Annotated in this window: 10 protein-coding genes and 1 tRNA gene; 3 read left to right on the forward strand and 8 right to left on the reverse strand. The window is 69.4% G+C overall.

The genetic code is table 11. From position 1 onward, the window contains the following. Nucleotides 1-76: 76 nt before the first annotated feature. Complete coding sequence (locus EXE52_RS11695; protein ID WP_089307615.1) at nucleotides 77-775, forward strand: DUF1405 domain-containing protein; 699 nt, start codon at nucleotides 77-79, stop codon at nucleotides 773-775. Between the two features lie 163 nt (nucleotides 776-938). Here the strand turns inward: EXE52_RS11695 and EXE52_RS11700 are convergent. The 3 genes from EXE52_RS11700 to EXE52_RS11710 all read right to left on the reverse strand — a co-directional run bounded on the left by EXE52_RS11700 (nucleotide 939) and on the right by EXE52_RS11710 (nucleotide 2,411). Next, nucleotides 939-1,011: transfer RNA gene (locus EXE52_RS11700), tRNA-Arg, on the reverse strand. Between the two features lie 52 nt (nucleotides 1,012-1,063). Then, nucleotides 1,064-1,339 (reverse strand): twin-arginine translocase TatA/TatE family subunit, encoded by a 276-nt coding sequence (locus EXE52_RS11705; RefSeq protein ID WP_049929478.1) that lies wholly within the window; start codon nucleotides 1,337-1,339, stop codon nucleotides 1,064-1,066. A 154-nt stretch (nucleotides 1,340-1,493) separates the two neighbouring features. Beyond that, nucleotides 1,494-2,411, reverse strand: a complete 918-nt coding sequence (locus tag EXE52_RS11710) for a hypothetical protein (protein WP_089307614.1) — start codon at nucleotides 2,409-2,411, stop codon at nucleotides 1,494-1,496. 149 nt (nucleotides 2,412-2,560) lie between these two features. Between EXE52_RS11710 and EXE52_RS11715 the strand changes: the two genes are divergently transcribed. Next, nucleotides 2,561-3,031 carry a redoxin domain-containing protein gene (locus EXE52_RS11715; RefSeq protein WP_049929476.1) on the forward strand — a complete coding sequence of 157 codons (471 nt, stop codon included), beginning with the start codon at nucleotides 2,561-2,563 and terminating at the stop codon, nucleotides 3,029-3,031. Between the two features lie 35 nt (nucleotides 3,032-3,066). Here the strand turns inward: EXE52_RS11715 and EXE52_RS11720 are convergent, their stop codons facing one another. From EXE52_RS11720 to gyrB, 3 genes are all read right to left on the reverse strand, one after another. Beyond that, nucleotides 3,067-5,097: an AMP-binding protein gene (locus EXE52_RS11720; RefSeq protein ID WP_089307613.1), complete on the reverse strand. Its 2,031-nt coding sequence runs from the start codon at nucleotides 5,095-5,097 to the stop codon at nucleotides 3,067-3,069. A 317-nt stretch (nucleotides 5,098-5,414) separates the two neighbouring features. Then, on the reverse strand, nucleotides 5,415-7,910 hold the full coding sequence (gyrA, locus tag EXE52_RS11730) for a DNA gyrase subunit A (protein WP_089307612.1): 2,496 nt from the start codon (nucleotides 7,908-7,910) through the stop codon (nucleotides 5,415-5,417). Further along, nucleotides 7,907-9,823 carry a DNA topoisomerase (ATP-hydrolyzing) subunit B gene (gene gyrB / locus EXE52_RS11735; RefSeq protein WP_089307611.1) on the reverse strand — a complete coding sequence of 639 codons (1,917 nt, stop codon included), beginning with the start codon at nucleotides 9,821-9,823 and terminating at the stop codon, nucleotides 7,907-7,909. Before gyrB ends, gyrA begins: the two co-directional genes overlap by 4 nt. A 127-nt stretch (nucleotides 9,824-9,950) precedes the next feature. Here gyrB and EXE52_RS11740 point away from each other — a divergent pair, with 127 nt between their 5' ends. After that, entirely contained in the window at nucleotides 9,951-11,162 is a 1,212-nt protein-coding gene (locus EXE52_RS11740) for an iron-containing alcohol dehydrogenase family protein (RefSeq protein ID WP_089307610.1), read from the forward strand. A 15-nt stretch (nucleotides 11,163-11,177) separates the two neighbouring features. Here the strand turns inward: EXE52_RS11740 and EXE52_RS19035 are convergent, their stop codons facing one another. Then, on the reverse strand, nucleotides 11,178-11,669 hold the full coding sequence (locus EXE52_RS19035) for a nuclear transport factor 2 family protein (RefSeq protein WP_089307609.1): 492 nt from the start codon (nucleotides 11,667-11,669) through the stop codon (nucleotides 11,178-11,180). After that, nucleotides 11,653-12,846 carry a potassium channel family protein gene (locus EXE52_RS11750; protein WP_049929468.1) on the reverse strand — a complete coding sequence of 398 codons (1,194 nt, stop codon included), beginning with the start codon at nucleotides 12,844-12,846 and terminating at the stop codon, nucleotides 11,653-11,655. Before EXE52_RS11750 ends, EXE52_RS19035 begins: the two co-directional genes overlap by 17 nt. Between the last annotated feature and the right edge of the window lie 31 nt (nucleotides 12,847-12,877).

Raw genomic sequence — 12,877 nt, forward strand, 5'->3', positions numbered from 1 at the left:
TGTCTCGCAAAACACCGCGATTGATAATCGACCGCGGACGGGCGGATTTTAGTCCCCCGCGCGCCGACCCTCCGTCGTGTCACGCTCCGACAGGTTCCCGCGACTCCGCCGACTGCGTCAGCGCGCGGTCAGGCGGCGCGTCCGGGCGGCGATCGCCGAGGAACTGCTCGGAACCCCGCGGAGCCTCGCCGTCGTCTGCGCGTTCACCGCGTTCATGTTCGCGGTCGGAGTCGGGTACTACGCGCCGAGCGCGGACGAGGTGCCGGTCGTCCTCTGGCCGCTGTACGCGGACTCCGCGGTCGCGGTCGCGCTCGGCGGCGGCGTCCTCGCCAGCGTCGTCCCGACCGTCCGACGCGGCGGCAGCGTCACCGCGGACGCGCCCACCTCTCGCGGACTCGCGTACCTCCACACGGTCGCGTTCGTCTGGCTGGTCCAGTTCGGGCTCTGGCCGCTGGTGTCGCTCAACCTCGCCGTCGGTCAGTACGTCTCCGCGCCCGACGCGCTGATCTACTACTGGGGCGTGATCGGGACGCACCTGTTGTTCGTCGGGCTCGCGCTCCTGTTCCCTGCGTTCGGCCGCACGACCCGCGGGGCGCTCGCGACCGCGCTGGGGCTCGGCGTCGCGAACGCCGTCGTCGACTACGGACTCGGATATCACCCGCCCCTGTTGTACGAGCCCGGCCCGGGCCTCACCGCCGCGACGCTCGCAATCGCGGTCGGTGCCGTCACGCTCGCGGCGCGCTCGTTCTGTCGGGTGGGTAAGGGACCGGCGTAGTACATCGTCTGAAACGGTAGATCCCCTACACGGTGTTAAATCACAAACAGGATACGCTGATCCGAGCGCAAGCGGTACGAAAGGGCGCGGCGGGATCCACGCGAGCGAACGCAGTGAGCGAGCGTGGAGCCAGTCGCGCCCGTGGCCGAGCGAGGCGAAGGAACGGGCGCGACGGGATTCGAACCCGTGATCGAGAGGTTAGGAACCTCTCGCCCTGTCCGCTAGGCCACGCGCCCAAGACGGGAGGAGAAAACGGGACCGCGGTGATCGGTCGGCGTCGGGGACGACTTACGCGCTGGTTTCTTTGTCGGTCTCGGTCTCGAGGTCGTCGAACTCGTCGTCCTCGTCGTCGAGCGTCGAGTCCGCCTGCTCGCCATCTTGCATGTCTTTCAGCTCCTCTTCGACCTGTTCGCGCCCCTTCCGGAACTCGCCCATCGCCTGGCCGGTCGACCGCGCGAGCTTCGGGATCTTGTTCGCCCCGAACAGCAGGACCAGAACGAGCAGGATGATGAGGAGCTCCGGGCCCGCCGGAATGCCGCCGATCAGTGGAATCGCACTTATCATCTCTACTCCGCTCTAGCCCTGTGGCGACTATAGTCTTTTTGCCTTATCGGGTCGGCGCGGGCGCCGCGCACGGCCGCAGCGAACGCGAGCGAACGGCGCCGCCGCTCGGTAAGCGAATGGCTGAGATCTGTCGTCAGCACCCGAGAGGACCGAATCAGTCGGGACGCACGAGCCGTACGAAGTACCAGTCACCGTCGTAGCGGACGAGCGGAGCGACGCCCTCCTCCGTCGCGATCGCGTCGATGACGGCCGCGAACGCGTCGGAGTGCGGCGGGGCCTCCGCGTGCTCCGAGTCGATCGCCGCGTCGAGGACCGCGCGTTGGTCCGCGGTCGGGTCGTCGATCGATCGGCCGCGCTCCTCGCCGACGGCCCGGCGGAAGTCGCGCTGCGACGAGGCGACGCGGTCGGCGCGGACGGCGACGGTCCGCACCTCGACCGACCGCTCCCCGTCGAACGCGAACCGCAGCAGCTCGCCGTCCCACTCGACCCGCTGGTCGTCGTTCCCGGGGACGAACAGCGAGCGCTCTCGCCGCTCGGCGGACGCGTACGCGAACTTGACCCCGAACGGCGGGTAGTGCGGGGCGTGGACGAGCGACGCGTCCCCGAGCGCGTCGAGGACCGTGTCCCGGTCGTGGTCCGGGAGATCCGCGAAGGGGACGCTCGACGGGGGACCGAGGAGGAAGGAGTCGACGGCGTCGACCTCCACCGTGTACGCGTAGCCCGGTGCCGCGACGGAATCGACCGTCTCGGTTTCGATCCGGTAGTACTCGGGGCCGTCGGTGACGACGTACGGTGCCGAGACGCCGGGCCCGTAGTACCCGTCGACGGTCCCTTCTCCGCCGTCGATCGCGGTCCGGACGGCCGTCCGTCCCGCGTGTCCGACGAAGTCGACTGGGGTGCTAAACTCGTTTGAGACGCCGACCAGCGAGGCCTCGTCGAGCCTGAGCACCGTCTCCGCGCGGGGGGCGTCTCCGCCGTCGTCCGTGAAACAGCCCGACAGCGTCGTCAGCGATGCGGTCGCCGTGAGCAGTGCCACCGTTCGACGTGAGAGGCGGCGTGGAGGGCCGGACATCACCTGTCCTGCGTCGGTGGTACACTTAATTCTCCCCCCGGCTCGCCGATCTGGCGCCCTCCGGCGTCACACGACGCGAGTCGGTACCCGAGCCGGCGGCCGAGTGCCGCCGCCGAAACGGTGATACGCCCGGCCGACGACGACCCGGTATGCCAGACGTCGGCGACGACGCCCCAGACTTCACCGGATCGGTCGTGGACGGCGACATCGAGCCGTTCGAACTCTCCGAGCACGTCGGCGACGAGCCGGTCGTGCTCGCCTTCTTCCCCGCCGCCTTCTCGAACACCTGTACCGACGAGATGGAGGCGCTACGGGACGGGTTCGACCGCGACGACTGTACGCTGTTCGGCGTGAGCACCGACCTCCCGCACGCGCTCGTCGCCTACCGCGTTCAGTACGACCTCCCGTTCGCGCTCGTCGCCGACCCGGACCACCGCGCGGTCGAGGCGTACGACGTCGTCGAGGACTTCGCACACTACGGCGTGGAGACCGTCGCGCAGCGCGCGGTCTTCGTGATCGACGCCGACGGGACTGTGACGTATCGCTGGCTCGCGGACAACGCCGGGCAGGAGCCGGACTACGACGCGCTCGCCGAGGCGGTGGCGGACGCGGCCGCCTGACCGGAGGGCGGACCGAGCGGTCGGGCGGGCCGCGCTCAGGCCGGGTCGCGCAGCGAGTCGAGCGCCTCGGGGTTCTCCATCGACGAGAGGTCGCCCGGGTCCTCGTCGTTGTACACCGACTCGATCGCGCGACGGATGATCTTCCCCGACTGCGTCTTCGGGAAGGCCTCGACGAACAGGAGTTCGCGCGGCCGGAACGGCTTGCCGTGTTCGTCGCCGACCAGCGCCCGGAGCTCCTCGCGGAGGTCGTCGCTCGGGTCGGCGCCCGGTTCGAGGACGACGTACGCGACGACCGCGGTCCCGGTGGTGTCGTCGGGGACGCCGACGGCCGCAGCCTGATTGACCGCGTCGTGGTCGATGAGGACGCCCTCGATCTCGGCCGGGCCGACCTTCCGCCCCGCGACGTTGAGCGCGTCGTCGGCGCGGCCGTGGAGGAACCAGAAGCCGTCCTCGTCCTTCTGCGCGAAGTCGCCGTGGTCCCACAGGTCGGGCCACGTCGACCAGTACTCGTTCAGGTAGCGCTCGTCGCCCGACCACAGCGACTTCGTCATCGACGGGCAGGAGTCGCGCGCGACGAGATAGCCGCGCTCGCCCGACTCCCGCACCGACTCGCCCGACTCGTCGACGATGTCGATGTCCATCCCGAGTCCCGGCCCGCCGAGGGTACAGGGCTTGAGGGGTTGGTTCGGCATCGGCATCAGGAAGCAGCCGCAGATCTCCGTCCCGCCGGAGATGTTGATTATCGGGCAGTCGCCCCCGCCGACCGCGTCGTGGAACCAACGCCACGACTCTGGGTCCCACGGTTCGCCGGTAGAGCCGAGGATACGGAGCGAGGAGAGGTCGTGCTCGTCGACCCACTCGTCCCCGTGCTTTCGGAGCGCGCGGATCGCGGTCGGCGAGATGCCGAACTGCGTGATCCCGTGCCGGTCGATCAGCTCCCAGAAGCGGTCGGGCTCCGGGTGGTCGGGCGCGCCCTCGTACATCACCACCGTGCCGCCGAACGCGTGGTTGCCGATCAGCGTCCACGGCCCCATCATCCAGCCGATGTCGGAGACCCAGAAGAACCGGTCAGCGGGCTTCTGGTCGAAGCCGAAGTGGATCTCCTTCGCGCACTGCGTGAGGACGCCGGCGTGGGTGTGGACGATCCCCTTCGGCTCGCCCGTCGTCCCCGAGGAGTACAGCAGCATGGACTCCTGGTCGCTCGGGAGCCGCTTCGTCTCGAACGACGACGGCTGCGAGCCGACCGCCTCGTCCCAAGTTCGGTCGCGCTCGTCGTTCCACGGGACCGGGTCGACGTCGCTCCCGCTGTCAGCGGAGTCGGCCGCGGGCGTCGCCCCCAGCCGGTCGTACACGACCACGTCCTCGACGTGACCCGCGTCGGCGACAGCCTCGTCGGCGGTCTCCTTCAGCCGGACGCCGTCGCCCCGGCGGTAGAACCCGTCGCCGGTGAACAGGACGGACGGCTCCGCGTCGTCGATCCGCGTCGCGGTCGCCTCGCGGCCGAACCCGGAGAAGATCGGCACGGCGATCGCACCGACCTTCAGGCAGCCGTAGAGGATCGAGACGACCTCGGGCACCATCGGCATATACAGCCCGACGGTGTCGCCGGTCTCGATCCCCGCCTCGGTCAGGTAGTTCGCGACGCGGTCGCTCTGCCGGCGGAGCTCGTGGAACGTGATCTCTCGGACGTCTCCGGGCTCGCCCTCCCAGATCAGCGCGACGCGGTTGCGGTTCGGCGAGTCGACGGCAGCGTGGCGGTCGACGACGTTGTGCGCGACGTTGACCTCGCCGCCGAGGTACCAGTCCGAGAACTGCGGCCCGTCGGCGTCGTCCCGGACCGCGTCGTAGTCGGTGAAGAACTCGATGTCGAGATAGTCGACGATCTCGTCCCAGAACCAGTCGACGCCCGACGCGGGCTCGCCCGGGACCTCCGAGGTGGTGCGCTCGATGAGCTCCTCGTAGTCGTCGATCCCGTACTCGCGCATGAACGCGGCGACGTTCGTCGACTCGGCGAACGCCTCGCTCGGTTCGTGTACGACCTCGTCTATCCCCTCGTACTCGTCCATCTCGCTCGGTGATTTTCGCGGCGACAGTAAGTAACTTTCCTGAAGGACTCGCCGGAGGTGTGCGTACTCGCCCGCGACCTCGACGGTCCCGCCACGTCCACCGGTGCGTCGCCGTCGTCGCGGACCGGCAGGTCGAGGCGGCTCGGCTCGGCACTGTTCCGTCCGAGGCAGCCGGCAGTCGCGCCGGCGAGCGCACCGATTCCCGCGGCGAGGTCGCTGCGTCGTTCCGTGGGCATCGCTCGTCGCGACGGAAGTTCAAGCCCGCACAGAGGACCGGTGGCGCCTGAAAAGTGAACGGACGCCGCCGAGCGCGGTGCCTACTCGTCGTCCGTCTCCGCCTCGTCGTCGCCGTCCGCGGCGGCGTGGATCGACTCGGGCACGATGTCGACGGAGGCGACCTCGTCGTCGGGGTCGAGGTTCATCACGATGACGCCCTTCGTGTTGCGACTCACCGTCGATACCTCCTCGACGCGGGTCCGCATGATCTGACCGTCGGCGCTCATGGCGATCAGGTGGTCGCCGTGGGTCACCGCCTCGATGGCGACGACCTCGCCGTTCCGGTCGCCGGTCTTGATGTCGACGAGCCCCTTCCCGTTCCGCGACTGCGGGCGGTACTCGTCGAGGTCGGAGCGCTTCCCGTAGCCGTTCTCGGTGACGGTGAGCACCCAGTTGTGGTACTCGTCGTCGATGGCGGCGACGCCCGCGACGGCGTCGCCCTCGCGGAGGTCGATGCCGATCACGCCGCGGGCCGTCCGGCCCATGGCGCGCGCCTCGGACTCCTCGAACCGGATCGCCATCCCGTCCCGGCTGCCGATGACGATGTCCGTGTCGCCGTCGGTCACCTCGACGTCGACGAGTTCGTCGCCGTCCTCCAGCCGGATCGCCCGGATCCCGGTCGAGCGGATGTTCCCGAACTCGTCGACCGCGGTCCGCTTGATGTAGCCGCCGCGGGTGACCATCGTGAGGTACTCGTCGTCGTCCAAGTCCTCGGTGTTGACGACCGACTCGATCTCCTCGCCGTCGTCGAGGTCGAGGAGGTTGACCGCGGACTTCCCGCGCGCCGTGCGGGACATCTCCGGGATCTCGTAGGTCTTCAGCTCGTAGATCTGACCGTGGTTCGTGAACACGAGGAGGTAGTCGTGGGAGTTGGCCGCGAACACCGAGGAGACGCGGTCGCCCTCTTTGAGCCCCGTGCCGATGATCCCCTTGCCGCCGCGGTTCTGCGCGCGGAACGTGTCGAGCGACATCCGCTTGATGTAGTCGTCCTCGCTCATCACGACGACGCACTCCTCCTCCGGGATGAGGTCCTCGTGGGTCACGTCGCCCGCGTCCTCGATGAAGCTCGTCCGGCGCTCGTCGTCGTACTCGGCTTTGATCTCCTGAAGCTCGTCGACGATCACCTGATCGAGCTCGGCGGGGTCGGCGAGGATCGTCTCCAGCCGCTCGATACGCGCCTTCACCTCCTCGTACTCCGACTCGATCTCCGCCGTCTCCATCGACGTGAGCGAGCCGAGCTGCATCCGGACGATGTGGGCCGCCTGCGCCTCGGTGAAGTCGAACGCCGACTCCAGCGCGGCCTTCGCGGCGTCGCGGTCGTCGGAGTCCTGGATCGTCTCGACGACGCTGTCGACGTTGTCGAGGGCCTTCAGCCGCCCTTCGAGGATGTGTGCGCGGTCCTCGCGCTCGGCGAGCTCGTGTTCGGAGCGCCGGCGCACCACCTCGCGGCGGTGGTCGACGTAGTGTTCGAGCGTCTGCTTGAGGTCCAGCACCTGCGGCGAGCCGTCGACCAGAGCGAGGTTGATGACGCCGAACGTGCGTTCGAGGTGGCTCTCCAGCAGCTGGTTCTTGACGACTTCCGCCATCGCGTCGCGCTTGAGCTCGACGACGATCCGGATCCCGTCGCGGTCCGACTCGTCGCGCAGGTCGCGGATCCCTTCGATCGCGCCCTCGTTGACGTCCTCGGCGATGCGCTCGACGAGCCGCGACTTGTTCTGCTGGAAGGGGAGCTCGCTGATGACGATCCGTCCCTCCTCCTCGTGGACCTCGAACTCCGCGCGGACGCGGATCCGTCCGCGCCCCGTCTTGTACGCCTTGTGGACCGCGTTCCGCCCGACGATGTTCGCGCCGGTCGGGAAGTCCGGCCCCTTGACGTGTTCCATCAGATCCTCGACGGTCGCGTCGGGGGTCTCTATCAGCTCGACGGTGGCGTCGATCACCTCGCCGAGGTTGTGGGGCGGGATGTTCGTCGACATCCCGACGGCGATACCCGACGAGCCGTTGACGAGCAGGTTCGGGAACGCCGCGGGCAGCACCTCCGGCTCCTCGAGGCGGTCGTCGTAGTTCGCCTGGAAGTCGACGGTGTCGCGCTCGATGTCCGCCATGAGCTCCTCGGCGATGGGGGCCATCCGGGCCTCCGTGTACCGCATCGCGGCCGGCGGGTCGCCGTCGACGGAGCCGAAGTTCCCCTGCCCGTCGACCAAGGGGTAGCGCATCGAGAAGTCCTGCGCCATCCGGGCGAGGGTGTCGTAGATGGCGCTGTCGCCGTGCGGGTGGTAATCGCCCATCGTCTCGCCGACGACGGAGGAGGACTTGCGGTGCGCGGAGTTGCTCGTCACGCCCGCCTCGTTCATCGCGAAGAGGATCCGGCGGTGGACGGGTTTGAGCCCGTCGCGCACGTCGGGGAGCGCGCGACCCGCGATGACGGACATCGCGTAGTCGATGTACGACTGCTCCATCTCGTCTTCGATGCGGGCGTTCGTCACCTGCGCTGCGCGGACGTCGCCGGGGTCGGCGTCGGGAGTCTCCGAGCTCATATGTCCACCCACTCCGCTTCGGTCGCGTGCTCCTTGATGAACTGCTTGCGCGGCTCGACCGCGTCACCCATCAGCACGTTGAACATGCGGTCCGCGGCGGCCGCGTCGTCGATGGTGATGCGCTTGAGCCGGCGGTTCGTCGGGTCCATCGTGGTGTCCCACAGCTGGTCGGGGTTCATCTCGCCGAGCCCCTTGAACCGCTGGACCTGCGTGGGGTTGCCGTCGCACTCCTCCTCGACGATGCGGTCGCGCTCCGCCTCGGTCATGGCGTCGTACGTCTCGCCGCGGTACCGGACGCGGTACAGCGGGGGCTGGGCCGCGTACACGTAGCCGGCCTCCAGAAGTGGCTTCATGTGCCGATAGAGGAGCGTGAGGAGCAGCGTCCGGATGTGGGCGCCGTCGACGTCGGCGTCCGTCATCAGGATGATCTTGTTGTACCGGACGTCGTCGAGGTCGAACTCCTCGCCGATGCCCGCGCCGATCGCGGTGATCAGCGCGCGGATCTCGTCGTTCTCTAGGATGCGGTCGAGGCGGTGTTTCTCGACGTTGAGGATTTTCCCCTTCAGCGGGAGGATCGCCTGGTTCTCGCGGTTCCGGCCCTGCTTGGCCGAGCCGCCCGCGGAGTCGCCCTCGACGACGAACAGCTCCGCCTCGGTCGGGTCGCGGGTCTGGCAGTCCGCCAGCTTACCGGGGAGCGCGGTCGACTCCAGCGCCGACTTGCGGCGGGTGAGCTCCTCCGCCTTCTTCGCGGCCTTCCGGGCGCGCGCCGCCTCCGCGGCCTTGTGGACGACCTTCTCGGCGGTGTCGGGGTTCTCCTCGAAGAAGGTGCCGAGCTTCTCGTGGGTCGCGGACTCGACGACGCCGCGGACCTCGCTGTTGCCGAGTTTCGTCTTCGTCTGCCCCTCGAACTGCGGGTCCGGGTGTTTCACCGAGACGACCGCCGTGAGCCCCTCGCGGACGTCTTCGCCCTTGAGGTTGGCGTCGAGGTCGTTGACGAGTCCCTGTTCGTTGGCGTAGTCGTTGACGGTCCGCGTGAGGGCGGTCTTGAAGCCGGTGAGGTGGGTGCCGCCCTCGCGGGTGTTGATGTTGTTGGCGAACGCGTGGACGGAGCCCTGGAGCTCCTCGGTCGCCTGCATCGCGACCTCGACGTGGACGCCGTCGGTCTCGCCCTCGAAGTAGATGACCTCCTCGTGGATCGGCGAGCGCGTCTCGTTGAGGTACTCGACGAACTCGCGGATGCCGCCGTCGTAGCGGAACGTCTCCTCGCTGTCGTCGCGGTCGTCGGCCAGGCGGATCTCGACACCGGAGTTGAGGAAGGCGAGCTCGCGGAGTCGGTTCGCGAGCGTGGAGGTCTGGAACTCCGTCGTCTCGAATATCTCCTCGTCGGGCCAGAACCGGATCTCGGTCCCGGTCGACTCGCCGGCGTCCATGTCGCGGACGCGCTCGAAGCCGTCCTCGTCGGGTTCGCCGCGCGCGAACCGGTGGCGGAAGACGCCGCCGTCACGTTTGACCTCGACCTCGAGCCGCTCGGAGAGGGCGTTGACGACGCTGACGCCGACGCCGTGGAGCCCGCCGGAGACCTGGTACGACTTGGAGTCGAACTTCCCGCCGGCGTGGAGGACCGTCAGGATGACCTCGAGCGCGGGGCGGTCGTACTCCTCATGAGTGTCGACGGGGATGCCGCGCCCGTCGTCGCTGACGGAGACGGAGCCGTCGTCGTGGATCCGTACCTCGATCTCCTCGCAGTAGCCCGCGAGGGCCTCGTCGATGGAGTTGTCGACGACCTCGTAGACGAGATGGTGGAGCCCCCGACCGTCCGTGGACCCGATGTACATCGCCGGTCGCTTACGGACGGCCTGCAGGCCTTCGAGGACCTGAATTTGGCCGGCTCCGTATTCGCTCTGCTCTGACATAGGAACTTACACTCGCTAGTCGCTGTCGGGTTATAAACCCGGCGCACGCGCGCGTGTGAGCCCTCGACGGCGACGTGTGCCTAGCTCTCCCACAGCTACAAACCGCGCCCTCGCGTACCCGTCGCCGATGCTACCGATCGCGGACTCCTTCGACCACGTTCACCGCGGCTGCGAGATCCGGTACGGGCGGGGACGAGTCGCCGACCTCGGCGCCTGGCTCGGCGATCGCGGCCTCGACGGCGCGCTCGTCGTCTGCGGCTCGAACACCGGCGCGAACGACGCTCTGATGGATCCGGTCCGAGACGGCCTCGGCGACCGACTCGTCGGCGTCTTCGACGGGACAACGCCAGACAAGCGGGTCGAGACCGCCTACGACCTCCTCGACGCGCGGGCCGAGGCGGACGCGGACGTCCTCGTCGCGGTCGGCGGCGGCGCCAGCGTCGACGTCGCGAGACAGGCGACGCTGCTCGCGGCCGACGGCCGGGATCTCGACGCCCTCCGCGGCGACGCGGAGGCCGGCGCAGACGCGCTCGGCGACCTTGCGCCTGAGAGCGGCCCCGCCCTCCCGGCTGTCGTCGTGCCGACGACATTCGCGGGCGCGGACGTCTCGACAGGCGGCTCGCTGGAGGTCCTCTCGGCCGACGAGTCGCCGACCGGACAGCCGGTGACCGTCAGCGGGAGCGGCGCGTGGCCGATCGTCGACGTGGCCGACCCGGCGCTGTTCGAGACGACGCCGGCCTCGGTGCTGGCCGGGTCGGCGATGAACGGGTTCGACAAGGGGATCGAGACGCCGTACGCCCGCGACGCCTCCCCGGTGAGCGACGCGGCCGCGGTCCACGGACTCCGCCTCCTCTCGGACGCGCTCCCCCGCGTGGCCGGCGACCGACCGGGCGGCGAGGACGCGATGGACCGCGCGGTCGTGGGGTCGCTGCTCGTCCAGCTCGACTCCAAGATCAGCGTGATCCACGCGTTCGGCCACGGGTTCGCGCGGCGATACGAGGTTCAGCAGGGCGCGATCCACGCCGTCGTCGCGCCGCACGCGCTGGCGTACCTCTTCGACGAGGTCGACGCGAGCCGGCGGGCGCTGGCCGCCGGGCTCGGGATCCGGACCGGCGGCCGCGACGAGGCAGCGATCGCCGAGGATGTCGTCGCGGCCGTCGCCGAGGTCCGGAACGCGCTCGATGTCCCGAGCCGCCTCCGGGATCTCCCCGAGACCGACGAGGACGACCTCCCGGCGATCGCCGAGTTCGTCGCCGAGGACCCGCCGATGGAGCGCGCGCCGGCCGACCTCGACGCGACTCCCGAGGAGATACTCGGCGTGTTGCGGGCGGCGTGGTAAGGCCGGGGAGACGGCCTATCCGTCGGACGACTCGGCCCCGTACGTCTCAAGCGAGGTCAACCGCCCGGCCTCGGTCTCGAACACGTCGACGAACGCGAACAGCACGTCGCCGTCAACGTCACGGAGGCGGCCGCGGACCGCGACGCCGGGACCCGACGGATAGACGCGGTCGACCGCGTGGGTCGTGTCGGTGTTCGGCCGCCCGTCTCGCATGAACGCGACGAACCGGTCGCGTCCCTCGAACGTTCTGTCGCCGCGCCGCTGGACGAATTCGGGGTCGAGCAGCGACGCGAGCCGCTCGTACTCGCCGGCGTCGATCGCGTCGTAGTAGGCCCGGGCGAGCGCGGCGGGGTCGGCGCTTTCGCCCGCCGGATCTCCGCTGTCCGCGTCGGCGTTCGCTCTGCTGTCCGCGTCGGCGTTCGCTCTGCTGTCCGCGTCGGCGTTCGCTCCGCTGTCGGGGGCGTTCGCTCCGCGCTCTGCGTCGTCCGCCTCACGCCGCGAGGGCATCGAACTCCTCGGCTGAGGTCCGGGTTCCCTTCGAGATGATCACGTCGCCGCCCCGCAGCGTGGTGTCGATGTCGTGGCCGACCAGCCACCCCTCGTCCGGGCGGCGGATCGCGAGGACGCTCGTCGAGATGTCGGTCGCGGGCACGCCGTCGGCGACGGCGGTCCCGTCGAGTTCGCTCCCCTCGACGACGACGGTCCGGGTGATTATCTCGTCGGACTCCTGGACCGCCATCTCCACGACCGGGTGGACGTCGAGGTCACGGAGGACTCCCTCGGTGATCGCCAGCGCGGCGTCGGATATCTCCTCGGTCGCGACGCCGAGGTGGATGAGTCCCCGCAGCGACACCGGGTCGTCGGCCTCGGCCGCGGCGCGGAGCGTCCACGCCTCGAACCGCGACTGGAGCGCGTCCACCTCGATCTCGAGGTTGCTCACCTCCTCGGCCAGCTCCTCGTTGTCGAAGAGGACCGACCCGTACGCGAGGTCGACGGCGAGCTCGGAGAGGTTCTTCATCAACACGATCGAGTCGACCGCGCGCTCCAAGTCGTCGATCGCCGGCTCGGGCGCGGGCTCGGGCTCGAACGGGTCGCCGCTCAGCTCGGGGTACACGTCCTCGACGCCCGCTTCGGGCCCCCGAAGCAGAGTCACGTCGCCGGGCGCTAACCGGGTGGTCGGTCCGGGGTTGAGGATCCAGTCCTCGTCGCGCCGGACCGCGATGACGCGGACGCCGGTCTCCGATTCGAGGTCGATATCGTCCAGCGTCCGGCCGGCGTACGCGGACTCGCCCCGCACGGTCCCGCGGACGAGCGTCTCCACGCCCGCGGAGAGCGCGCCCCGCATCGCCTCGGGGAGCCCGATCTCCTCGGTGACGATCTTGGCGATGTCGCCCGCGGCGTCGGCGACCTTGTCGGCGGCCGCGATGACGCCGAGCACGGGCGCGAGCGTCTCCGCCTCGTTCGGGTTCCGCGCGGCGAGCATCAGGCTCATCCGGGCGCGCATCTGGAGCACGTCCATCCGGTGTTCCAGCTCGACGACCTCGTGCGCGACCGTCGGGCTCGCGTGGAGAACCGCCGAATAAGACAGATCGATCAACAGCTCCGCGGTGTCCTTCATCTCGACGAGCAGGTCCTTGACGCTCGTCGGCTCGTAGCGGACCGTGCGCTCGTCGAATCGTCCCATGTGACTCCCTCTCCGGCACCGAGTAAAAGGC

The sequence above is a fragment of the Halorubrum sp. CGM4_25_10-8A genome, assembly GCF_005435025.1.
Lineage (GTDB): Archaea > Halobacteriota > Halobacteria > Halobacteriales > Haloferacaceae > Halorubrum > Halorubrum ezzemoulense.